Source organism: Curvibacter lanceolatus ATCC 14669 (assembly GCF_000381265.1).
GTDB classification, from domain to species: domain Bacteria; phylum Pseudomonadota; class Gammaproteobacteria; order Burkholderiales; family Burkholderiaceae_C; genus Curvibacter; species Curvibacter lanceolatus.
The window spans coordinates 290133-309685 of record NZ_KB906254.1; the positions used below are offsets into that span (position 1 = coordinate 290133).

30 protein-coding genes are annotated in these 19553 nt (G+C 60.4%); all 30 read right to left on the reverse strand.

Annotated features, from left to right (window positions below; all coding sequences use genetic code 11):
- Positions 1–2: 2 nt before the first annotated feature.
- The 30 genes from F624_RS0105625 to F624_RS34695 all read right to left on the reverse strand — a co-directional run bounded on the left by F624_RS0105625 (position 3) and on the right by F624_RS34695 (position 19548).
- Complete coding sequence (locus F624_RS0105625) at positions 3–1019, reverse strand: tyrosine-type recombinase/integrase (RefSeq protein ID WP_019573295.1); 1017 nt, start codon at positions 1017–1019, stop codon at positions 3–5.
- Between the two features lie 8 nt (positions 1020–1027).
- Complete coding sequence (locus F624_RS0105630; protein ID WP_031254214.1) at positions 1028–1264, reverse strand: DUF4224 domain-containing protein; 237 nt, start codon at positions 1262–1264, stop codon at positions 1028–1030.
- Between the two features lie 166 nt (positions 1265–1430).
- Positions 1431–1703 (reverse strand): hypothetical protein, encoded by a 273-nt coding sequence (locus F624_RS0105640; protein WP_019573298.1) that lies wholly within the window; start codon positions 1701–1703, stop codon positions 1431–1433.
- Positions 1700–1960: a hypothetical protein gene (locus F624_RS0105645; protein ID WP_031254216.1), complete on the reverse strand. Its 261-nt coding sequence runs from the start codon at positions 1958–1960 to the stop codon at positions 1700–1702. The genes F624_RS0105640 and F624_RS0105645 overlap by 4 nt, the downstream gene beginning before the upstream one ends.
- The gene (locus tag F624_RS33925) at positions 1957–2478 is read right to left on the reverse strand and encodes an AP2/ERF family transcription factor (protein WP_169426548.1); all 522 of its coding nucleotides are present in this window, start codon (positions 2476–2478) and stop codon (positions 1957–1959) included. The genes F624_RS0105645 and F624_RS33925 overlap by 4 nt, the downstream gene beginning before the upstream one ends.
- A complete protein-coding gene (locus F624_RS35500) occupies positions 2468–3847 on the reverse strand; it encodes a hypothetical protein (RefSeq protein WP_019573301.1) in 1380 nt (459 codons plus the stop codon). Before F624_RS35500 ends, F624_RS33925 begins: the two co-directional genes overlap by 11 nt.
- Positions 3844–5601, reverse strand: a complete 1758-nt coding sequence (locus tag F624_RS0105660) for an AAA family ATPase (protein WP_019573302.1) — start codon at positions 5599–5601, stop codon at positions 3844–3846. The genes F624_RS35500 and F624_RS0105660 overlap by 4 nt, the downstream gene beginning before the upstream one ends.
- Positions 5598–6533 carry a radical SAM protein gene (locus tag F624_RS0105665; protein WP_157443331.1) on the reverse strand — a complete coding sequence of 312 codons (936 nt, stop codon included), beginning with the start codon at positions 6531–6533 and terminating at the stop codon, positions 5598–5600. The genes F624_RS0105660 and F624_RS0105665 overlap by 4 nt, the downstream gene beginning before the upstream one ends.
- 62 nt (positions 6534–6595) lie before the next feature.
- Complete coding sequence (locus F624_RS0105670; protein WP_019573304.1) at positions 6596–8485, reverse strand: hypothetical protein; 1890 nt, start codon at positions 8483–8485, stop codon at positions 6596–6598.
- A gap of 12 nt (positions 8486–8497) precedes the next feature.
- The gene (locus F624_RS0105675; RefSeq protein ID WP_157443332.1) at positions 8498–9466 is read right to left on the reverse strand and encodes a recombinase RecT; all 969 of its coding nucleotides are present in this window, start codon (positions 9464–9466) and stop codon (positions 8498–8500) included.
- Positions 9467–9485: 19 nt separating this feature from the next.
- Positions 9486–9674, reverse strand: a complete 189-nt coding sequence (locus tag F624_RS0105680; RefSeq protein WP_031254222.1) for a hypothetical protein — start codon at positions 9672–9674, stop codon at positions 9486–9488.
- A complete protein-coding gene (locus F624_RS0105685) occupies positions 9671–9934 on the reverse strand; it encodes a hypothetical protein (protein ID WP_019573307.1) in 264 nt (87 codons plus the stop codon). Before F624_RS0105685 ends, F624_RS0105680 begins: the two co-directional genes overlap by 4 nt.
- Positions 9931–10188 (reverse strand): hypothetical protein, encoded by a 258-nt coding sequence (locus tag F624_RS0105690; protein WP_019573308.1) that lies wholly within the window; start codon positions 10186–10188, stop codon positions 9931–9933. Before F624_RS0105690 ends, F624_RS0105685 begins: the two co-directional genes overlap by 4 nt.
- Positions 10185–10313 (reverse strand): hypothetical protein, encoded by a 129-nt coding sequence (locus F624_RS36220; protein ID WP_019573309.1) that lies wholly within the window; start codon positions 10311–10313, stop codon positions 10185–10187. The genes F624_RS0105690 and F624_RS36220 overlap by 4 nt, the downstream gene beginning before the upstream one ends.
- Entirely contained in the window at positions 10310–10702 is a 393-nt protein-coding gene (locus F624_RS34675) for a hypothetical protein (protein WP_157443333.1), read from the reverse strand. Before F624_RS34675 ends, F624_RS36220 begins: the two co-directional genes overlap by 4 nt.
- A gap of 375 nt (positions 10703–11077) precedes the next feature.
- Positions 11078–11419 carry a hypothetical protein gene (locus F624_RS0105705; protein ID WP_019573311.1) on the reverse strand — a complete coding sequence of 114 codons (342 nt, stop codon included), beginning with the start codon at positions 11417–11419 and terminating at the stop codon, positions 11078–11080.
- Positions 11420–11636: 217 nt separating this feature from the next.
- Positions 11637–11870, reverse strand: coding sequence for a hypothetical protein (locus F624_RS0105710; protein WP_019573312.1), 234 nt, complete (start codon positions 11868–11870; stop codon positions 11637–11639).
- Positions 11867–12247: a hypothetical protein gene (locus tag F624_RS0105715; RefSeq protein ID WP_157443334.1), complete on the reverse strand. Its 381-nt coding sequence runs from the start codon at positions 12245–12247 to the stop codon at positions 11867–11869. Before F624_RS0105715 ends, F624_RS0105710 begins: the two co-directional genes overlap by 4 nt.
- A 48-nt stretch (positions 12248–12295) precedes the next feature.
- Positions 12296–12643, reverse strand: coding sequence for a hypothetical protein (locus F624_RS0105720; protein ID WP_019573314.1), 348 nt, complete (start codon positions 12641–12643; stop codon positions 12296–12298).
- Positions 12644–12701: 58 nt separating this feature from the next.
- Positions 12702–13406 (reverse strand): hypothetical protein, encoded by a 705-nt coding sequence (locus F624_RS34680; protein WP_019573315.1) that lies wholly within the window; start codon positions 13404–13406, stop codon positions 12702–12704.
- Between the two features lie 50 nt (positions 13407–13456).
- Positions 13457–14530 (reverse strand): reverse transcriptase domain-containing protein, encoded by a 1074-nt coding sequence (locus tag F624_RS0105725; RefSeq protein WP_019573316.1) that lies wholly within the window; start codon positions 14528–14530, stop codon positions 13457–13459.
- 290 nt (positions 14531–14820) lie between these two features.
- Complete coding sequence (locus F624_RS0105730; protein WP_019573317.1) at positions 14821–15186, reverse strand: four helix bundle protein; 366 nt, start codon at positions 15184–15186, stop codon at positions 14821–14823.
- A 19-nt stretch (positions 15187–15205) separates the two neighbouring features.
- Positions 15206–15658: a hypothetical protein gene (locus tag F624_RS0105735; RefSeq protein ID WP_019573318.1), complete on the reverse strand. Its 453-nt coding sequence runs from the start codon at positions 15656–15658 to the stop codon at positions 15206–15208.
- A gap of 23 nt (positions 15659–15681) precedes the next feature.
- A complete protein-coding gene (locus tag F624_RS0105740; RefSeq protein WP_019573319.1) occupies positions 15682–16083 on the reverse strand; it encodes an Lcl C-terminal domain-containing protein in 402 nt (133 codons plus the stop codon).
- Positions 16084–16154: 71 nt separating this feature from the next.
- Entirely contained in the window at positions 16155–16487 is a 333-nt protein-coding gene (locus F624_RS0105745) for a hypothetical protein (protein WP_019573320.1), read from the reverse strand.
- A 687-nt stretch (positions 16488–17174) separates the two neighbouring features.
- Positions 17175–17642: a hypothetical protein gene (locus F624_RS0105750; protein ID WP_245573564.1), complete on the reverse strand. Its 468-nt coding sequence runs from the start codon at positions 17640–17642 to the stop codon at positions 17175–17177.
- Positions 17639–17956, reverse strand: a complete 318-nt coding sequence (locus F624_RS34685) for a hypothetical protein (RefSeq protein WP_157443335.1) — start codon at positions 17954–17956, stop codon at positions 17639–17641. Before F624_RS34685 ends, F624_RS0105750 begins: the two co-directional genes overlap by 4 nt.
- Before the next feature lie 75 nt (positions 17957–18031).
- Positions 18032–18310 carry a hypothetical protein gene (locus F624_RS0105755; RefSeq protein WP_019573322.1) on the reverse strand — a complete coding sequence of 93 codons (279 nt, stop codon included), beginning with the start codon at positions 18308–18310 and terminating at the stop codon, positions 18032–18034.
- A 110-nt stretch (positions 18311–18420) separates the two neighbouring features.
- A complete protein-coding gene (locus F624_RS34690) occupies positions 18421–18681 on the reverse strand; it encodes a hypothetical protein (RefSeq protein WP_157443336.1) in 261 nt (86 codons plus the stop codon).
- 12 nt (positions 18682–18693) lie between these two features.
- Positions 18694–19548 (reverse strand): hypothetical protein, encoded by an 855-nt coding sequence (locus F624_RS34695; protein ID WP_157443337.1) that lies wholly within the window; start codon positions 19546–19548, stop codon positions 18694–18696.
- Positions 19549–19553 lie beyond the last annotated feature (5 nt).

Consider the following 19553-nt stretch of genomic DNA (forward strand, 5'->3'; position numbering starts at 1 on the left):
TGCTACTTTGTCGGGCCCACGATCTTGCCCCGACGCAGGTAGTGGCGCTTGGTCGTGGAGACGTTCGCATGGCCCAAAAGATCGGCCGCGCTCTGTTCCCCCCGGGCGTCAGCGGTGTCGTCAGCAGCTTTGGCGCGAAGGTCATACAGCCAGGCTTCTTTGATGGCGTCGGCCAAATCTGGGTTGGCTTCGGCTGCTGCACTGCGGGCATCTTCAAAGCCTTTTCGGATCATCTGCTTGGACATGGGCTTCCCTCGGTCAGAAACCAGCAAGTAAGAGGTCCAGGTCTTGTGCGTTTCCTTTCGGGCATTGATCCGCTTGATCAGGGCCGCCAGCTCACCCTCAATTCGGATGCGCACCATGGTTCCCGTCTTCCCCTGGCGGGTTGGAATCGTCCCATCTGCGATGTCTTCATCCGTCATCGCGCGGGAATCTGATGGGCGCTGGCCGGTCAGGTAGGCCAGGTCCATGGCATCGCGGATCGGCGCTGTGGCGCAGTCCCAAATGGCCTTAAAAACCTGATCGGTGACGTAGACCTCGCGCTTGCCCACGGCAAGGCCCCGCACTCCCGTGGCGGGGTTTTCCTTGTCGGTGTAGCCCCAGGCCCTGGCTCGGTTGAACATGGCGCTGAACAGCCGCTTCAGGCGGTTGGCAGTCTGGGGTTTGGTGCGGTGCTTCTCCAGCAGCTTGGCAATGTGGGATGGCTTTATCGCGTCCAGTGGAGCTGGGGAGGGCTTGCCGAAGAAGTCACGCAGGTGCTTGATGTCGTACTTCTGGGTTGCCTGGGTTGATGTGGCCAGCAAGGGGAGGGCCTCGCGTTCGTACTTTTCGATCACATCAATGAAGGTGGCGCCGTGCTGGACGTTGGCTTTTGTCAGCTCGGCCCATTTCTGGACAGCCAGGATGTAGTCGCTACCCAGGGGGATCTGCTTTCTGTCTTCGATCTCGAGGTAGTAATAGATCCGCCCGGAGCGCTGCTTTTTGGCTCGGAGGCCAGGGGTCGGTAAGCGCTTTGGCATGTTGGCTCCTAATGCATGACCGGCTCCCAGGCCTCGACGGCGGGAGCATTTGATTTTGCGAGTGCCGCCGCTGAGCCTTCGATGGCGGCCCGAGCGACGATTGGGCGCTTGGCGGCGTTGATGTAGTGCGGCACGCCCATGGATTTCAGGGCGGTGGCTTGGCGCTGCTCGCGGGACTTTCCCTTGCAGCCCCGGCGGATGCCGGTCAGTTCTGCGACTTCTTCAGGTGTAAGGAAGATGCTCATGGCGGTCTCCAAAAGAAAAAGGCCCCTGGGTAGGGGCCTGTGGTGGGGGTGTGCGGGTCAGCCGAAAAAAAGGCCGGCCAGTAGCAAGACGAACGGAAGCATCACCAGGAAACAAATCAAGAGGAGTTGCAGTAGGTTAAAGAATCCGACTCTTTCGCGCTTTTGTTCATCCATTGAGTTCACCTTTTGGCTTGACGATATCCTTGATCTTGCCCTCAATCAGCCCTGCCAAGCGCTCACCGTATTCCCGGTCTGCCTCGGTAATCCATTCCTGGCGACACAGCTTTGCGCATTCCTCCATCTCCGCCCTCACGATGGAGCGGACTTGATCGGCGGTGTAAACCTGCTCCCATTCAGGCCCGGAGTGATATGGCTTGCAACCCAACTCAAAATCGCCGATGTCAAGGATGTGCCCCACGGGCTCAGGCCACTTGGTCATGTCTTCCCCTTCACGGTCTTGGTTGGTACAGCAGCCAGCAGACTCCCTTGCATGGCCTCGGCTGCCGAAAACAGCACATCAAGTGCCGGTGTGCGCTCGTCGGGCTGGATGCACTCGGCGCGGTGCTTGGCTGTCGAGTAGTCCACGATATGCACCCAGGTCGGCGCATTAACCCAGCCTGGGCCAGAGCATATTTCGGGCGTAACGGCCACGATTTGCTCATTGGGGTTGAGCATGATCGTCAGGGGCTTGGTCATGTCTTGTCTCCAGAACTTAAACAATCGCCCTTGAACCCAACAGGATTTAGCCTTGCAAAATCACCATGCAACCGAATTGCTGCTTTGTTATAAGCATGGGCCGCATCATGTTCGTTGTCGTGCTCGCCAAGGTAAAAACGTTTTTTGTTGATTTGGATTTGTGCCCGCCATTTATTTTTCTTGAGTAATGTCACGCCTTTAAATTGAGATGACGTATTGGAGGTTTTCATTTGATTGCATGTATTTTCTCCTTTTGATGCTATTCGTAAGTTTGACCTCAAATTGTTTAGTTTGTTTCCATCAATGTGGTCAACAAGTTTCGTTGGATCAGACTGTCTTAGAACTACACGATGGAGCATTAAATTTCTTCCTTTTTTGCCGCCTATGGTTGTTTTTCTAAAGATGTATCCGTCTTTACTAACGCGCCATGTGAATTTGCATATTTCCTGAAAAATATCTTCATCAATATAAAATTCGGTTCCGCATCGGGTTTTGAAATTAACCATGTCAATTCCCACCTTTCTGTGCTGCCTCGGGCTGCGGAATTGGCAAGAGAACAGCATCAACAGCTTCATCAAGCTCGTCGCCCTTCAGCGTGTCGCCAATCCCGTTGATGACACTCCAGCGCTGTCCACGTCGAAGCTGGCGATACCTTCCGGCATCTCGTTCCATGGCCTCCAGACTGTCGGCGCTTGCGGGGGTTTCCGGCCTTGCGGTGGGCTGTGCTGCCTCGGGCTGCGGGGCGGCCTCTGGCAGCGGCGAGTATTTCGGCTTGGCTGCCTGCTTGGCGCGGATCTTCTTGACCATCTCTGGAGCGGTGATCCGCGTCAGTTCGGTCTCACCGTTTGCATGCATGTCTAGGCCGTTCGCCAAGCACAGCGCGGCCAGGGTGACCATGACGCCACCGACCTCCTGTGCGGGCTCTCCGATGGGGCGGCCAAACGTGTAATCGACGAGCTGATGTGCTTCGCTGGCCGTGCAGCCGCAGGCCTGCACCAGCTCCAGTGCTTCCTCAAGGAATCGGTGATTCCGCTCCTCGCGGTCGCCCGCGATCATCTCGCCAAAGCACTCCATGAGCCATGGTTGCACTCGGTTTTGGAAGGGTTTCACCTGATCGGGCTGCGGGGCGGCATTTACCATCGCATCCCAGTGATCCCAGGGGCCCTGCATGACGGTCATCACATCGCCAAAATTCCGAAGCGTGTATTCACGGTCAGACTCGTGGGCGGCATCCAGCATGTCCTCAGTCGGCTCAACCGGCACCAACTTCCACCCCTCCGGCACGGCTGGCCGTGTCAGCGGCTGGGGCGCGTACAGCATCGCAGCCTTCCACGCAGCGGCCCAAACTGATGCCTCTTTCCGCCAGTCCTTGTCAGCAAACGACTGGCTGTAGTAGCGCTCAAACGAGGTGATCATCCCCGGGTACGGAGCATCCGGCCCGTCGCCAACGGTCGCGCAGAATCGAGCCCATGCATTGTCAACGCCCGGATCATGCCGATCACTTCGGGTGCAAATGCATTCGCCGCCGTCAAGCGCTGGGCACTTTGGCGCGTGCATCTCGGGTTGTGTAGAGGGCTTACTCAGCGCCACCGCCTGGGCGCGCAACTCGTCACGTTCACAGATCACTCGCTCAGTAAACGCTGTTATGTTCTCGTCGGGCCCAGCGCCGCCCAGCTCACGCAATCGCAAACCCTCGTTCATTTCGTCGCGGATTGCTCCGGTCAGCGCCTCCACCTGGGCGCGCAGCCCTTCAATCTCTCCGTGCTGGCGGCGGAGTTCATTGATTGCTTCAATCATCAAGAACGTGCCACCGTTCTCGTCTCCGTACTTGTTGACGTAGTTCGTCAGGTCTGCGGCCAGTTCCGGGGCTTTGGGTGTGGTGCTCATGCTGCCACCTTCAGCCCGCCAACCACCCCGCGCTCAACCCAATGCACCGCCAGGCCAGTACCAGCCGCCGGCGCAGCTTTCAGCGTGCCAAACAGCAAGGCCGTCTCGATCGAGCCATCCTCGGTCAGGCCATCCAGCCAGGCCAGCAGGTCGCCACGGCCACGCAGATCCAGCACATCGAACCGGTCCAGCACCAGCAGGCGAAGGCCTGACAGGTGGCTCACGGCCTCGGCCAGCATGGCATCCACGCGCCACTGCTCCGACTCGCTCAGCAGCTCGTAGCGGCGGCCGCCACCGGTGATCGGCATGTCGGCGTGCACCTCTGCCTTGAGCCATTCGGCCTCACGGGCAGAGCTGGCGAGCCGGGCATTCAGCGGGCCCAGCGCCTCGACCAGCAGCTCACCCGGGATGCCGCCTGGGGCCAACTGCTCGGCGATCAAATCCCAGCCAGCCACGTCTGCATGGTGCTGGGCGGCCTTGGCTGTCTTTTCGTCGGCCTGGGCCCGGGCAGATTCCGCCGCCTTGGCCGCCTGGATCTTGGCGCGCAGGTCGCGCTGCTGGGTCTGCAGCTCGACCACCAGGTCGCGCAGCATGTCCAGCTTGGTGCTGTCGTCGTCGGATTTATCCAGAGAGATGGCGGCCAGCTGGTTGGCTGCCGCATCGGCCTCGGCCAGGTCGCGTTTTCCGTTCTCAACGGCGCGGGCCATCAGGTCGCGGGCCTTGACGTACTCGGGCAGCGCTTCGGCAGCCTTGGGATCGCCACTCGATCCCACGGGGCCATATTCACGCTCATACGCCTTCAGCACGGCCTCGGCATTCACTGTTTTGTCGTCCGGCGCGAACACTACCACCTCATCCAGAGCGGCAATCGCATCATGCAGAAGCCCCACGCGCGGCCCATTGCCAGCCATGGCCGTGGCTGCGGCCACTGCGGCTTCCCAATCTGCCAGCTCGGCCTGGTCGCGCTTCAGCTTCTCGGCGATGCGCGCATGCTTGCCGGCCTTTTCGCGCAGGGCCTCGACCTGGCTGCGGGCATTGACCCGGGCCTGTTCGGCAGCTTGCAGGGCGCCCAGCTCGCGGTTGTGGCTGGCCAGCTTGGCGTCCAGCTCATCGAGCTCAGCCTGCAGGGCCTGGGTGTCGGCGCCGGCCTCCGCCGGCTGTGCTGCCTTCCAGCCCTCGGCCTTCTTGGCGCCGTAGGTCTCACCGGTCACGGCCCGCCAGGCGGCCTTGGCATCACGGGCCCGGTTCTTGGCTTCCTCGGCCGCGGCATCGAACCCGGCGCGCAGCAGGGGGCCAATGGCCTGGATGCGGGCAGCATCCGCGCCCCGGGCGGCCAGCTTCTCACGCACGGCAGGGCCGTCTGCGGTCAGGCCCATGAGACCGAACAAAAAGGCGCGGCGCTCGTTGGCATCCATCCGGGCAAAGCGTTGGGCGGCCAGAACGTACGGCAGGGCCGCCGGGCGCTCGACTGGGCCGGAGCCCTTGCCGCTGGGCAGCGTGACAACCGACGATTCGCCATCGGCCTGCACTTCGATGAAGCCGCCCTCGGCGCCCTCGGTCAGCAGCCGGCCGTATTCCTTCTTCAGGGCCACGCGCACGGCTTCCCCGGTCAGGGCCACGCGCACGGCTTCCTGAATGCTGCTCTTGCCGGCGCCGTTGAGGCCGCAGAACAGGTGCACCGGCTCGGCTGCCAGGTCCAGATCGACGGCGCGCGCGCCCAGGAAGTTCTCGATGGTCAGGTGGGTGAGTTTCATGCTTGCTGCTCCCGGGGTGTGTGAACAATTGGAAGGACTCGGCCAATGCTCGGCCGGGCCAGCTGTGGGTGGCGCTTCATCCAGTCCTGAACGAACCAGAGCTGGCCGCAGCCGCCCCCGATGTCGTCCTGGCCGGCTGGGTCAAAGCAGCGGGTGCTGAAGCCGATCTGCATCAGCTTCTCCATGAAACCGGCTGTCAGGTCACGCTGACGCTGATTGGCCGCGGCCACCGACTCATCACGCTCACAGACCACGCTGACAGTCGCCTGCCAGATGCGGGGGTTGAACAGGGCACCGAGGCGGTCGGCGTCTGCCTGGCTGGTGTTGCCCTCGTGTGCGCAGTAGTTGAAGAACGGCTGGCGGCCGGTCTTCATCGCCCAGATTTCACCCTGCGTGGCGATTTCCTGAAGGCTCAGCTTCGCCTTGAACGGGATCAGCTTGTCGCGGGCCTCGTCAGTGCTCTCGTGCACGCTGAACTGCAGGCCCACGGTTGGCACATCGGTCGACAGCTTCCACAGCGGCGCGTATTCGACGCGCGGGCCGCTGGTGCTGATCAGCAGGGCGAAACGGGGATAGAGGTTGTGCAGCACCCGGATGGCAGCATCCAGTTCCTTGAAGTTCAGCATGGGCTCGCCCATGGACATGAACATGATCTGGCACTTCTTGACCTTTTCAGGGTCGATGCCGCGGTCACTGAACAGGCTCGTGACCTGGTGCACGATCTCCGAGGCGGTGAGGTTGCGCACGAAGTTGTCGCCGGCGCCGCAGAAGCGGCAGCCCACCGGGCAGCCCGACTGTGTGCTGCAGCAGATCACTGTGCGCTCTTCGTAGGTCGGGTATTTGTAGAGCACGGCCTCGGCCACTGCGTTGTCGAAGTCGAAGACGTACTTGCTGACGTTCTGATCGGAAGAGTCGATGCGCTTCATCGTCATGGTGTTCTCCAGGTTGTGGGCAAAAAGAAGCCCGCGATAAGCGGGCTGGGTTGGTGCTTTGATCAGGCGGCCTGTTTGGCCTGCACAGACTGCAGGTGCTCGACCATGGCGGCCAGCATGTGCGGCCAGTCGCTTTCGCGGTACAGGCAGGCGGCGCGGTCCTTGGCGACGATCTCAAATCCCAGGGCGCGCAGGCCATCGGCCGTGATGTTGAACACGCCCAGGCGGGTGTTGATCTCGCCCAGGCGCAGGGTGGGTGCTGCGCTGGTGGCCACCGGTGCAGGGCGGGCCAGGGGCACCACGTTGGCGGCCGGGGCCGGCGCAGCAGATGTCACCTCGTCAGTGAAAACAGGCGTCCCGACGTTAGCCGGAAAGTGGCTGGCCAGGCTGTCGGGCCCGTTGTTCTCCACCACTTGCACAGCGGCGGCCACCGCCGCGCGCTCTTCGGCTTCAGCCTGGCGCAGCGCTGCAGCCGATGCCTCGGCTTCCTGGCGCGCCTGCTCTGCGGCGGCCTGCTGCTCTGCCCGCACACGTTCTGCCTCAGCCTTGCGCTCAGCTTCAGCCCGGGCAGCAGCCTCGCGGCGCTCCTGGGCTTCGCGCTCGGCCTGCACTTGGCGCGCAATCTCCGCCTGATGCTCGGCAATCCGAGTCTTGACCAGCGAGGTCAGGTCTTCGGTCTGCTTGAGCACGATCTGCGCGGTGTCCGGGAACAGCGCCTTGTGATCGGCGGCTAGGTCGCGCAGGGTGTTCAGGTTGGTCGAGATTCGGCGCCCGATGGCGTCGGCTTCTATCTTGGCCTGGGCCAGGGTCGTGTCGATCGCATTGCGCAGGCTGTCGATCGTTCGCTTGCCCTTGATGGCACCCGCGAAATCGGCGGCCACCTGGGGCATGTAGGGCTTGCCCAGGCTGGCGTTCAGGGCGGCGATGTGGTCGGCCAGGGCCTTCTGGCCGGTCTGCACCATCTCGATCCGGATCTGATCCTTGCGGGCCTTCACCAGCTTGTCCAGTTCCAGGCGCACGCGGCGGGCCTCGGCGCTGATCTCGTCCACGGTGCGGAACAGCTCGTCAATGCTGGCGGTTTGGCTCAGTGCGTGCTGCTTGGCGGCCTCCAGGCGGCTCTCGACATCGCCGCACCATTTGACCGTGGCCTCGGCGGTTGCAAAGTCCTGATCGGTCTTCAGATCGCGGTTGATGTCACCCAGCACAGCCAGGGCGTGGTCGCGGTACTCGGCCAGGTTGCTTGCCGTGACCATGCCGGTGACCTCGATGCGCAGGGCGGGGAGGTTTTCCGGGGTTCGGCCAATGGGCTTGGGCTCGGCCGGGGCCGGTGGCACGTAGGTGGCCAGGTCGGCGTCGAACTGATCCCAGCCGGCCATGATCTTGGCGCGCAGGTCCGGGTCTGGGTAGTACCAGACGTGCTTCACCTCCAGCAGGTTGTCGTTTGCATCCCAGTCGCTGGCCGAGAACAGCACGCGCTTGAGGTCTCCCACATGGGCCTGTTGCTCCATCTGAACACGGTGGTAGATCGGGAGGCAACGGCCGGCGGCCTGCTCGCGGTGCTCAGGCGCGATGGTTTCCATGTCGGCGAAGGCCGCGCGCAACACCTCGTTCAGGCGCTTGTGTTCCCAACCTTCGGTCTCCAGCAGGTCGAGGCCGTCATAGCTGGCGGACTGCTTGCCCAGCGAGCCGATGACGCGGTAGAGGCGCTTGCCCATGAACTTCTCGGCCAGGGGCCGGCACAGTTCCTCGAAGTGGTGGCCGGGGTCAATGACGTTCTCCTGCACATAGTCGCTGAACTCGCGGCTGATGCCGGTGTGCAGTTCCTGCAGCAGCTGGTTGCGGGTGACGGTCGGGTGCACGCCCATCATGGCCGGCGCATCGCTGGCGTTGAAGTGGTCGCGGCGGTAGGCCAGCCACTCGGGGGTGCCTTGGATCAGGTTTACGGTTTGCATGGTGTGCCTTCCTTATGCGGCTTCGGTTGATTCGAGGGCCCACGAGGCGATTTCCATCTTCTGCTCGGGGGTCAGTGGGGTGCGGGTCTCGATCGTGTGGATCAGGTCGTTGGGCTTGCGCTTCCCACTCTCAATGAGAGCTTTGAACTCCTCGCGCTGGGCCTTGAACTCCTCATCGGTCATGAAGGTGACCTCGCCAGTGGCCTGGTTGGTGCCGTCCTGTGCGGCCTCGTCTGGCCCTTGCTGGGGCGGCCCGTTGTCGACCACCACAAAGTTGCTGTCGACGGTGACGGTGCGGCCTTCTTCGGCGGCATTCGAGGCCGCGATGGCGCTGGACAGTTCAATGCTGCTGGGCATGTACTTCAGCACCTGCAGGAGGGGCACCTTGCGGGCGTACATCTCGGGGTTGCCGAAGCTGTAGTGCCGCTTGCCCACCTTGTTGAACTTGTCGCGGTGCTTCCAGACCTTGCGAATGGTCCAGACCTCGATCACCGGCCATTCGCTGCCCTTGACCCGGCCCACGGCGTAAACGTGGGTCAACTTCGACGGGTCGTCTTCGTCGCCAGGGTGGTGCCGGATGAACGGGTTGTCGCCCAGGGCATATTCGAAGGTGTCGCCCTCGAACACAGCACCGGTCCAGACCGTGCAACGGCCCGAACGGTTGGCGATGTCGACCAGGCCCTTCCAGCCGGGCACGAAGGTGCAGCTGGTGCCGTAGGGGATCAGGTAGCCCTGGCCATTCACGCCGGGCTCCAGGCCCAGGGTTGAGGCCGTCATGATCGAGGCCGCGATGCTGTGGTGCGTGCAGGCCTGCAAGGCGGGCGTGGTGCTGAAAGCCGTCAGTGTCAGCCGGGCCATGCGGTCAGCTGTCAGGTGCTTGGGCAGCGCCAGGGCCAACTGGGGCTTGAGGCTGTCCATGAACTTGGACAGCACGGCGACGGGGTTGGGCTGCTTGTGACCAGCCTGAAGGGCGTTTGACATTTGGGTCTCCAAAAACAAATCAGCCGGCGAAGTAGCCGGCTGCAAGTGAAAAGATGAAAAGGAGAATGAGCCAGAGAAGGGCCCATCCACTGGTTCGCATAAGGTCGTCAAGCCAGTTGTCGGGCTCGGCGACGTCGATGGGCAGCTCGCAGGCCTGCCGGGCCGGGCAGTCGCGGCCCTGGTTGCAGTTCTTGTTGCAGCAGGTCATTGAGTCCTCGCTTCCGGCCATTCGACTTCGGCGAACACCTTGGTAAACACCTGAATGATGTCCACGGCCCCTTGCTGGCCGAAATCGGCGGCCATCGCGCCCATGCACGCCATCAGGAAGCCGCCGTAAAGCTGCGCCCACTGCTGATGGGTGGGGTTCGCAGGCGCCGCCGCTTTCAGCGTGGGCAAGCAGAACTTGTGAAAGACCTGCTCTCCGATTTCGATCGGAGTTCCTTGGATCATGGTTGTCTGAGAGGTCATGGGGATTCCTTGGCGATCAGATACGACACGAAGCGCGTGTACCGGGAGAACACTGGCTGGCTTCTGTCGTGGTAGTGGCAGTAGTCATCCATTTGGCCGAAGCCATCAATGAACTGGCTTCCGCATTCGCATCGACCTTTGTTGTGAACGCAGGCCTGATACGACTTCTTTGCCTCGGCCCAGATCGCGGCCTTCTTGGTGAACCATCTGCGGCCACCGCCTCGGTAGACTGTCGCGGTTTCGGTGGTGATCATGGGATGTGCTCCGGGGCAATAGAAAGAACGATCAGTCCGGCGATGGCCAGGAGTGCAGCGAACGCCACCAGGGCGGTGACGGCAAGGTTCTGCAGGCGTTGGGCGGTGGAGTAGTGGCGGGTCATTGGTCGCACCCTTCAAGCGAAAAGCCTAGGACTGCATCCCTCACTCGCCTGAGCCTCATCGCTTCAGAAATGTCACGATCCCAGGGCGAAAAAGGACCGGCTATTTTTTGAGGTCCATGTCCAGGTGCGTACGAATCAAATCGCACGCGTCGTATGCCTGCTTCGTCTTGATACAGCTCGATGGTGTTCCAGCAATCGGCCAGATCGCTCCATCCGTGGCCAGCGACATCGACAGATCTGATGCCGATGACAATACTGTTCCAGTTCGGCTTGCATCCTTTGTGGCAGGCAATTACCTCGATGCTGTCTTTTCCGACTGTGAACCGTTCAGGCTGCTGACCACAAATCGGGCAGGGCTTGAGTTTTTTAGCCGGGTTGCTTCTATTCATCGCTCCCCCTGTGAGCCAGCATCAGCCGAATACGAGGCGACGGTAGATCACATATTTCTTGCTGTGGTCGGTCTGCAGCAATTTGGGCCCTGTACCCATCTGTGAGGTAGATCACCTCGATCGATGGATGTTGGCCGTGACGGTCATGCCAGCACCAGACTGCGGCGCGGCTATCGCGGGCCTCGCCTTCGCGCTCAAAGACGTGCGCCTTTTCAAGCTCATGCGTGAACGTGTAGTTTGTCAGTGGCTCGGGCTTGATCATCCAGGCTGCGCGGCCCTCAATGATGGTTTCGACAACCCAGCCTTCTGGGGCTGGTCCTGCAGTGCAGGGCGCGCGGCTGGCGTCAGCAACTGTGGTGTAGGTTGGCCGGGATTTCATCGCACACCCCCATCCGCCAGCATCAGCCGGTCCTGCTTGGCGGGCTCTCCGCGCTGAACGCAGTGCAGCGATTCGTCTTTGCCCTCCCAAGATGCCCGGTAGCTGGGCCCATGGGTTCGGATGCAGATCGTGTCGCCGGCCAACTGCACGCGCTGGTTGAACATGTGCTCTGCCTCGACCTGGCGGCCGGCCGCATCGGTGTCCTCGACCGATTGGGCGGTGCGCTCCATGGTCTCAATGTCGCTGCCGCCTGACTCTCGGGCTGCCTGGGCAGAGAGAGCCAGGAATAGGGCGATGACGGCCGCGATGCCAAGGCGGGTTTTGGTGGTGGGGGTCATGGTTGGTCTCCCTGGGGCTTCCCCCAAATGATGTTTTTTCGATCAGGGCGAAAGACGTCAATGCAGGACGGCTCTTGATTTGCGCGTCTGCAACAAAGAGAGCCAGCTTCGGGTTCAAAAGCGCACCCATGACACCCATGCCCTGGCCGTGGGTCCATCGGTTGCGCCGGGTATGTAATACCCTTGAGCTTTAGGGTGGCCGGGTTGAACTCGGTGCTCATTCCGCACCTGCCTTCCCGGTAGCGCGGGCGCGGATCATGGCGTCGGCCATCTTGTAGGCATCGCGGGCAACGCCATCACGCCAAGTCTCATCGGGGAACGAGCGGCATTGAGCTAGTGTGTCCAGCAACGCGATACCCGCGAAATGGTCCCGCAGACTCATGCCGTGGGCTTGATATTCATGGGCATTGCGCACCGGATACGCCGGGCCGCCATCATCAATCGTGCTCATGTCGTCTTCTCCAATACACGTTGTTCGTTGATTTCGTCCAGGTAATACGTGTTGACGTGCTGTGTCAGCCTGTCTATCTGGTCCCGGCTCAGGTCCGATCCGATGTCCTGGCCGTTGACCCAGACCCGGCTGATTTCGATGAAGGCAGGCCGGTCGCCATCGGGAGGGAACCACTCGAAATCGGCGATGCAGGGGATGTGGTCCAGCGTCGTGCTGAATCGCGTGTGGCCGGGTTCGATGGGCGGTGGCTTCCATTCGCCCAACTCGGCCAGCAACTCAGCAATACGCAGGCGCAGTGCCCGCTCAACCTCCAGCACCGGAGGGGCCTGAAAACCTGGGGGGATTGCCGGTATGCGCGGCTGAAGGACTGCGCTCATGTGGGCTCCAGAAAAGAGAAAGCCCGCTGGTGCGGGCTGGGTGGGTTACTACTGAGAGTCAAGCCATCTCTTGCTGATGGTGACTTCGGAGTCAAGGAGGGATTCGGCGGCGCTGGTGCGCTCGCAGAGGATGAACGCCGTGTCTTGCGGTATCGGCTCGTTGGTCAGCAAGGTTGGCAGCGGCGGCTCAAACACCCAGAACCCGCCGCGCATGCGGAATTTTCCGATGTACTCGCCAGCCATGTCCCAGGCATTGCCGTCAAGGTCGTAGCGCAGCAAGGTTTCGCATGGCTCGTCGTGGCGCTCGAGCTGCAGGAATACATCATCGGTTTTGGTATTGATGACGTGGCGGTACCGATGTTCTCCGTGACGGAACGCCTTAATTGTGGTCAGCATGCGCGGCCTCCAAAAGAAAACGCCCTTATGAGAGGGCTGTGTTGTGGGTGGGGTGGAATTAGTCGGGTAGATACCCGCGACCCTCACAAGCCTTGCAGCATTCCTGCTTAGGTTTGCAAGCCGGATCCATGCTGGGGCGGTACTCTGTCAGACCTGTGCCGTCGCAGTGGATGCAGGGGGTGGGATCTGGTTCGTCGGGCTGCGGGGTGGAAAGCAGGGAAGCCAGCGCATCGCGGTCTTTCCAACCCTTTGCATCACAAGGCGCATTGGCTGGAACAGGGGTGAACCAGACGGTGAGTTTTGGGATGTGGTGCTGCGCTGTATCGTCCCAGTCGAATCCTGCATCTGTCCGCGTCACGCCCTCCGGCACGGCTTGCCGTGTCGGCGGCTGCGGGGATCGACCAGGCCAAGGCCGGAGAAACCGGACAACGTCGCTGACGTGGTTGTCAATTGCGCTGCCATCCTCGTAGCCCATCCTTCTTTGATGAGCGATGACAAGACCTACGGTGGCACTCAGCAGATCGCACGCTTGCATCAGTGCGGCATCAGGTTTGCTCAGCGCCTCCACCTGTGCCTTTGCTGCGGCCAGCTCGGCATCAACAGCAGCGAGACGGCGGAGTTCGACAGCCAAAAATCTGGCGTTGTCGAATGCACGGTTGCGCTGTTCTGCAGAAACAGCGCCCGCGTACTTCCCAGCGCCGTGGTCATACAGGCATTCATTGATCTGGCTGAGTGCAGTCGCGATCTTTTGTTCGATGCTCATCTGTCTTGCTCCCATGAAAAAAGCCACGCGTGGGTGGCCTGTTTGACGATTTATGGGTGTTTTCGAAACACCTTGGTGAGGTTCTTTCCCTCGACCGTGTGGCCCCGCTTTCGCAGGGCGTTGGTGATCAGGGCTTGATCGTGGTGGCTGTGACTTGCCTGCCGGGCAAGGCCCAGGTAGCTGTTGCCCGTGGCGAATGTGTCGGCATCCGGCACGGTTCGGATCCGCTCCAGGGCAGTTCGCATCGTTCGCGGCCTGGTGGTGCGGCGCCATGGCTTGATCAGATGGCCTACAAAGTCGATCCCGCGATCAATTGGCTGAAGGATCGTCTTCGTCGGGTTGAGCCTGGCGCCCAGGCGTGCAGGCAGAAACGCGTCGATCCGCTTCAGCGCGGCATTCAGGTGCTGTGGCGACTCGTGCAAGATCACGAAGTCATCGACATACCGCACGTAGTGCCTGGCCTTGAGCTGGTGTTTGCAGAACTGATCCAAGGCATCCAGGTGCACGTTGGCGAAGAACTGGCTGCTCAGGTTTCCGATGGGCAAACCGGTGTCTGACGGCGCATTGAACAGGCTCTTGTGCGGTGGCACCTTTGCCAGCAAGTCAGGGCGCCCCCGGACCTCAACGTCCATGCGCGGGTCATGAAACAGAATCTTGCGTGCCAGCGACAGCCAGAATGGCTCATGGACATGTCGGGCCAGCTGATCGAACAAAACATGCTTGTCGATGGCCACGAAGAAGTTTGCAAGGTCCATCTTCAGATAGAAGGCCTGTCGGCTCCAGTTCTGGGTGATGGACCTCACGGCGTGCTCCAGGCGCTGCGCCGCATACAGCGTTCCGCGACCGGGTATGCAAGCGCTGCTCCCGGCATCAAACCGCGCATAGAAGCGTGAGCTGATGTGGTTGTAGAGCAGGTGGTGCACGACCCGATCACGGAACTTGGCCGCCCAAACTTCCCTGGTCTTCGGCCTGGTGATCACAAAACAAATGGAGCGGCCCGGCTGATAGGCGCCGCTGATGAGGTCCTCGTGGAGATCAAACAGGTTGCTCTCCAGGTGGGCCTCGAATTCGAGTGCACTTGCGGTGTTGCGTTTGCTTCGACGGCAGTCGAGGTACGCACGCACCAGCGGTTCGAAAAGGTTTGATACTGCTGACAGCCCGGGCCCTGAACTCGTTGTTCTGATGGTTGTTGTTCTGGTTGCCGTTGTTGAAGTTCTGATTCCATGCATAGGAAGGCGAGGACTGAGGATTGCACTATCTACGTCGCCCCGGCGAAGGCTGCTGCCGATCACTGGAGAAACTGCGCCAGACCTGCGCGCCTGGGGCGGTGGTATCTGTGGTGCGCTTGGCGGTGCCCTTGTGGGGCAGCGGTGCAACCAGATTCAAAATTCGCACAGGCATGAGGCCTTGACACTCATGCGGCGGGCGACCTATTCGATGCTGACTTGAGCCATCCACCGCCCTGCTTGCCGATGCTGCCAAGCAGAGAAACCGATTCGGCCCACAGCTTGTGTGAGATGTATCGGCTGTCATGGCTGACGCGCAAGAGCACCGTGATGGCGCGGAGGTGCGTCATCAAGGCCCGGATGTGCGCCGCCCGTTCTCCGTGCTTGGTGGCATTCGCCAGCGCCATCAGATCCAACATCTCGACGCAGTGCTGGCTGACCTTCTCGCCGAGAGACCGCTTGATCCCTCGGGGCATCTGCTCCTGAGCCTTGAAGGCCAAGGATAGAAGTTGCACGCCGGTCCGGTAGATGGGGAGGTCCGTGTGGAGACTCATGACTCAAAGGACTGAAGGATCAAATGAACAATCTGCTGACAGCCCGGGCCCTGAACTCGCTGCCCTGATGGCCGTGGCCCTGGCTGCCGGAGCCGAAGCCCTGACCCCATGCACAGGAAGGCGAGGACTCGTGCTGCTCGCCAGACCAGTACCAAGCTTCCTTGAATTCGCCCTTCAAGTTGGCGAACAGTAGGGATTGCTCTTGGCGGGTGGGAAGCTCGCCACCAGCCTTGGCCGCCCAGGCCTTGGCATCGGCCCAGTTGACCTCTTCAGCCTCGCCGGGCAAAAGGATCAGGTGATGGCTGGGAGAGCCGTCATCCTTCAGGACCAAACCCGCATACTGCTGGCCTGGCTTGAGTTCGATATGGGATTCGGGAATGTGAAAGAAGGTTGGTGCCGATTGTTTGAGTTCGGCAATCATGCGAGCTAGCTTCACCTGCTCGGCTTCGAGTTGTTCAATGGTCAGGGACATTGGGTACTCCGGAGTTAAAGGATTCAAGAATTGATCGGAAATCTGCTGACAGCCCGGGCCCTGAACTCGTCGTCCTGACGGTTGCCGTCCTGGCCGCCGCCGCCGAAGTCCTGACCCCATGCATAGGAAGGCGAGGACTGGTAGACCGTGCCCGTCCAATACCACTCGTCCAGGTCGAACTGGTCGCGCAGATTGGCGTAGAGCAGGGCGCTTTCAAAGCGCGTCGGCAGGCGGGCGCCGTTGCCCAGGCTTTCGGCCCAGGCCTTGGCGTCCTTCCAGGTCAGGTCTTCTTCTGGCTTGGCAGAAAGCAGCACCAGGTGGCCATCAGGCTCACCGTTCTCGCCGCGAGAAACGCCGGCATAGATGCCGTCAATTGCGCCGGGCCACTTGGCTCCGATGCATGGTGCTTGGAGTTGGTTGTCCATGGGTTCTCCTGTTGATGGACGAAAAAAATCCCGGGCTTGCCGGGATGGGAGGAAAGGGTGGAGCGGGTAGATCAAAGCTGACCATCCCGGTATTCGTTGACCAGCCTGATGAAGCGGGCCGGCTGCCACTTGACCCAGTCAAGCAGCGTTGCTTTCATGTCGCGCATGGCCTTGTCGCGGGTGTCGCCATCCTTGAGGACGATGCGCGGACCCAGCTCCTGCAACATGGCCTCACCGTACCGGTCCCAAAGTTCGCGCGCCTCGGCCTTGTTGGCCTTGAGCTTGGCGCCGAGTTCTTTGGCCTTGGCCCTATCTGCAGCGGCTTGCCGGACCTTGTACTTGTCCAGCTCGGAATTGATGGTGCTGGTACGGCCAGGAATGTTGAGCGTGCCGTGATCAAGCATTACGGACTCCTTTGAAAACCTGAACCCCCTCAGTGAAGGCGCTCAGGTTTTGCCCCTCTTGCGAAGGGCTACCGGTTACGTCGATCCGGCGGTATTGCACCCGTGTTCAGGCCCAAGCTATGACGCTCTGAGGCGACGTGAAATCTTTGGCGGCGTCCTCTGGTGTACGCAGGGCGGGCACTCCTGCAACCATCAGCCAACTGGGAACCCGTGCCGTCTTTCGTGCGGCTCTCACGATTGGGTTTTGGCCGGGTCATCCGGCTAGGTCTCTCGCATGTGTTCTCCTTCGCAGCGCCTGGCCGCATTGGTCTTCGGGCTTCTGCTGAAACCCGACTGCAAACGTCGTATCAAGGACCCCCTCGACAGTGTTTGCTGCTGATCTCTCTCTCCATTGACCATCGGTCCATGGATCGCCCCAGCATTGCCTCGCAACTTCCGGCGTGCTTGCCTCCATCCCTCATGCCTGCTTTCGCATCCCCGGACCACCGAATGTCCCTGGTCAACCCGCCGTGTGGATCAGGCGGTGCAGCTTTCGCTGCGGCATGAGTGCATTCTGCGATAGAAAAACTATCAATGCAAGAAAAACTATCTCGATGAAAGAAAAAGAATCTACTTAGAGGCATACGTAGTTGATGGCAGACGAAAAAAAGCCCGCTCGTGGCGGGCAGTTCCTCGGTGGTCGAGGCGTCAGGGAGTCTTTGCGGCCGGGGCGGTCGTTGCGCTGGGGGCGACTGGGGCCGCGGCGGGCGCGCCTGGCACGTTGATGATGATGGGGGGCTGGGCCGGTTGGGGCGGGGAAGCCTGCGCGCCGGCAGCCTGGAATGTCGCCACCGTCATCTGCTGGATGGCTACGCCTGTCCCTAGGACGGCTGCAATCATGGTGAGCACGATGGTGACGGTCGACCCAGCGACCCACCACTTTGTGGTGCTCACTTCCTTCTCCAGGTGCTCAAGCTTCGTTTCGATGCGCGTGAGCTTCTCCTTCGCATCAGATGCGAATCCTTCAAGGGCGGCTACACGTTGTTGCATGCCGTCATCATAGGGCCCATGGCCATCGCCGTCACCATGGCGCCGAAAGGCCTCGGGCTGTGGGGGTGCTTCTGCTGTGTGGAAGCTCTCAGGACGAAGAAGTCGCAGCTTGGGTTCCGAACTCATTTCTCGCCACCTGTCTCCCGAGTATTTCTTCGCATAAGCACGGACACGTCATGCAATCTTGTATAGCCACAATTGGCGCATATCAGCATTGCGAACCGATAGTATTTGAACGGGGTTGCGATGAAATTGTTTGGCAACTCAGGCATTGCCGCGTATCGAACAACGTCGCCATCCACATTACCCCCAATTACAGACCAACCTTCTTCTTGACGACAAACCGGGCAAGTCATGTCTGCTTTGACGTCCTCCAGCATTTTTACCACGTCTTCAAAAAGAATCTTTTTTTCAGGTGGCACGGCCATTTGATCGCTCATATCGATCCTTTCACCATTGGTTTTTCGGCATTGGGTTGACCTGGCTGAACTTCAAATCCAAAGCGCACGAGAGGGTTATTCTTCATCCTCGTCCTGGTCATCCATCATGTTGCTGATCGTCATCAGCACCCCGAACGAGGTCATACCGATGATGATTTCGGCGGTCTCTTCATCCACCTTCACCAGCTCGCCGCAGCCTGGGCATCGGAACTCGTCGCGCGTCTCCAGCTCACCAACCCGGATCAAGAACCTGGTCTCGCAGTCGTCGCAGGTGATCGGCACGCGCTCGGAGGCGATCCGCTTGGCGTACTCTTCCTTCTGCTCATCTGTGAGGTGGGCGACGTTCTCAAACATGCTATCTCCCTGCACTCTTCTATGTTCAGATTGATTGAACTATCATTGCCAGAAGATTGAAGGAAATTCAATGATCGGCGCGCCAATCAAAAAAACTCTGCTGCAACGATTCAGTGCTTGGATTGCGTTGGTGGCGTTGCGGCAAGCACTTCCTGAATTTCACGGCTTAGCTCCAGGCCAAGCTTCAATTTCGGTAGTTCCGACGCTGGAATTCGGACCCCCAGCCACAATTCGTTTTCAAGAGTCTGGCCTCCAGGTCCTGGCACCGCAAAAGGATGAGGCCAGGAAATCAAAAGTTCTCCTTCTGTTGATATGCCAAACTCAACAGGGCAATTCGCCTGCATCCACTTGACGTCATTGCCATCGCTCATTTCCCGCTCCCTTTATTTGATGCCGAACAGATCAGTCTTGTCGGCATAGAACTCCCCCGCCTCGCGGCAATATGCCTGGGCGCCATCGCGGTTGAAGTCCGAGACCGAATCGAACTCAACCTGCTTGCGCGTGACGTTGATCTCATCGGCCGCTGAGATCCTGGCGCAGTTGCTGCGCGAGTAGTGGTCCATTGCGGCTTGGCTGACCCCGGGCCGCTGGCCACACTGGCGAACGTAAGCATCTGCCAGGGCAGCTACTCGAACCAGTGAAATGCACTGCTCGCTGTTGGTGGCTGGCTCTTGAGCTTTCCTGGTCTTAATGGCCTGAACTTTGGCCTGCACCTGCTTCGAAAATTCTTCGTCAGATGTGCGCGCCGGCTTGGGATGAGCTGGCTTGATGGTCGGCGCGAGTTCCAGAGCAGTAGCCCCATCCTTTTGCTTTTTCGGCAAACGTGCCTGAGACTTGGGGCAGTAGTCACTTTCTATTCGACCCGCAACGGAATTCGGGCCAAAGTCATGAAGTGAGGATGGGAAGCTTGTGAAATCTTGATATTGGCCTTGGCAATTGAAGTATGGGCGAAGGACTTTTGAGCCATCAAAAAGGTGGCCGGCTTGCCCCGTGTAGAGAATTACAAAGAATCCACCCTGCGGTTGCAAAGATACCGAGGCTGTATCAAGTGCGGTGCGTATGCCTGTTGCATCTTCGTAGCGACGCCACACCTGTTTAAACATGTCGTTGTCGCAATTTTCTTTGCACTGATCGGAAGAGACAAGAGCGAAGAGCTCGCCGTCAGCCGCCCGGCCGCGCGCGATGGCAGCCGCAAACAACGCCGCGCAAAGCATGGCGGCTTTTATCCCTGATTTCATTTCAC

What these genes read in the sequence shown, in the direction of transcription:
- F624_RS0105625 (WP_019573295.1), bottom strand. Translation starts at nt 1,019, where the DNA reads ATGCCAAAGCGCTTACCGACCCCTGGCCTCCGAGCCAAAAAGCAGCGC.
- F624_RS0105630 (WP_031254214.1), bottom strand. Translation starts at nt 1,264, where the DNA reads ATGAGCATCTTCCTTACACCTGAAGAAGTCGCAGAACTGACCGGCATC.
- F624_RS0105640 (WP_019573298.1), bottom strand. Translation starts at nt 1,703, where the DNA reads ATGACCAAGTGGCCTGAGCCCGTGGGGCACATCCTTGACATCGGCGAT.
- F624_RS0105645 (WP_031254216.1), bottom strand. Translation starts at nt 1,960, where the DNA reads ATGACCAAGCCCCTGACGATCATGCTCAACCCCAATGAGCAAATCGTG.
- F624_RS35500 (WP_019573301.1), bottom strand. Translation starts at nt 3,847, where the DNA reads ATGAGCACCACACCCAAAGCCCCGGAACTGGCCGCAGACCTGACGAAC.
- F624_RS0105660 (WP_019573302.1), bottom strand. Translation starts at nt 5,601, where the DNA reads ATGAAACTCACCCACCTGACCATCGAGAACTTCCTGGGCGCGCGCGCC.
- F624_RS0105665 (WP_157443331.1), bottom strand. Translation starts at nt 6,533, where the DNA reads ATGACGATGAAGCGCATCGACTCTTCCGATCAGAACGTCAGCAAGTAC.
- F624_RS0105670 (WP_019573304.1), bottom strand. Translation starts at nt 8,485, where the DNA reads ATGCAAACCGTAAACCTGATCCAAGGCACCCCCGAGTGGCTGGCCTAC.
- F624_RS0105675 (WP_157443332.1), bottom strand. Translation starts at nt 9,466, where the DNA reads ATGTCAAACGCCCTTCAGGCTGGTCACAAGCAGCCCAACCCCGTCGCC.
- F624_RS0105680 (WP_031254222.1), bottom strand. Translation starts at nt 9,674, where the DNA reads ATGACCTGCTGCAACAAGAACTGCAACCAGGGCCGCGACTGCCCGGCC.
- F624_RS0105685 (WP_019573307.1), bottom strand. Translation starts at nt 9,934, where the DNA reads ATGACCTCTCAGACAACCATGATCCAAGGAACTCCGATCGAAATCGGA.
- F624_RS0105690 (WP_019573308.1), bottom strand. Translation starts at nt 10,188, where the DNA reads ATGATCACCACCGAAACCGCGACAGTCTACCGAGGCGGTGGCCGCAGA.
- F624_RS36220 (WP_019573309.1), bottom strand. Translation starts at nt 10,313, where the DNA reads ATGACCCGCCACTACTCCACCGCCCAACGCCTGCAGAACCTTGCCGTC.
- F624_RS34675 (WP_157443333.1), bottom strand. Translation starts at nt 10,702, where the DNA reads ATGAATAGAAGCAACCCGGCTAAAAAACTCAAGCCCTGCCCGATTTGT.
- F624_RS0105705 (WP_019573311.1), bottom strand. Translation starts at nt 11,419, where the DNA reads ATGACCCCCACCACCAAAACCCGCCTTGGCATCGCGGCCGTCATCGCC.
- F624_RS0105710 (WP_019573312.1), bottom strand. Translation starts at nt 11,870, where the DNA reads ATGAGCACGATTGATGATGGCGGCCCGGCGTATCCGGTGCGCAATGCC.
- F624_RS0105715 (WP_157443334.1), bottom strand. Translation starts at nt 12,247, where the DNA reads ATGAGCGCAGTCCTTCAGCCGCGCATACCGGCAATCCCCCCAGGTTTT.
- F624_RS0105720 (WP_019573314.1), bottom strand. Translation starts at nt 12,643, where the DNA reads ATGCTGACCACAATTAAGGCGTTCCGTCACGGAGAACATCGGTACCGC.
- F624_RS34680 (WP_019573315.1), bottom strand. Translation starts at nt 13,406, where the DNA reads ATGAGCATCGAACAAAAGATCGCGACTGCACTCAGCCAGATCAATGAA.
- F624_RS0105730 (WP_019573317.1), bottom strand. Translation starts at nt 15,186, where the DNA reads ATGAGTCTCCACACGGACCTCCCCATCTACCGGACCGGCGTGCAACTT.
- F624_RS0105735 (WP_019573318.1), bottom strand. Translation starts at nt 15,658, where the DNA reads ATGTCCCTGACCATTGAACAACTCGAAGCCGAGCAGGTGAAGCTAGCT.
- F624_RS0105740 (WP_019573319.1), bottom strand. Translation starts at nt 16,083, where the DNA reads ATGGACAACCAACTCCAAGCACCATGCATCGGAGCCAAGTGGCCCGGC.
- F624_RS0105745 (WP_019573320.1), bottom strand. Translation starts at nt 16,487, where the DNA reads ATGCTTGATCACGGCACGCTCAACATTCCTGGCCGTACCAGCACCATC.
- F624_RS0105750 (WP_245573564.1), bottom strand. Translation starts at nt 17,642, where the DNA reads ATGAGTTCGGAACCCAAGCTGCGACTTCTTCGTCCTGAGAGCTTCCAC.
- F624_RS34685 (WP_157443335.1), bottom strand. Translation starts at nt 17,956, where the DNA reads ATGAGCGATCAAATGGCCGTGCCACCTGAAAAAAAGATTCTTTTTGAA.
- F624_RS0105755 (WP_019573322.1), bottom strand. Translation starts at nt 18,310, where the DNA reads ATGTTTGAGAACGTCGCCCACCTCACAGATGAGCAGAAGGAAGAGTAC.
- F624_RS34690 (WP_157443336.1), bottom strand. Translation starts at nt 18,681, where the DNA reads ATGAGCGATGGCAATGACGTCAAGTGGATGCAGGCGAATTGCCCTGTT.
- F624_RS34695 (WP_157443337.1), bottom strand. Translation starts at nt 19,548, where the DNA reads ATGAAATCAGGGATAAAAGCCGCCATGCTTTGCGCGGCGTTGTTTGCG.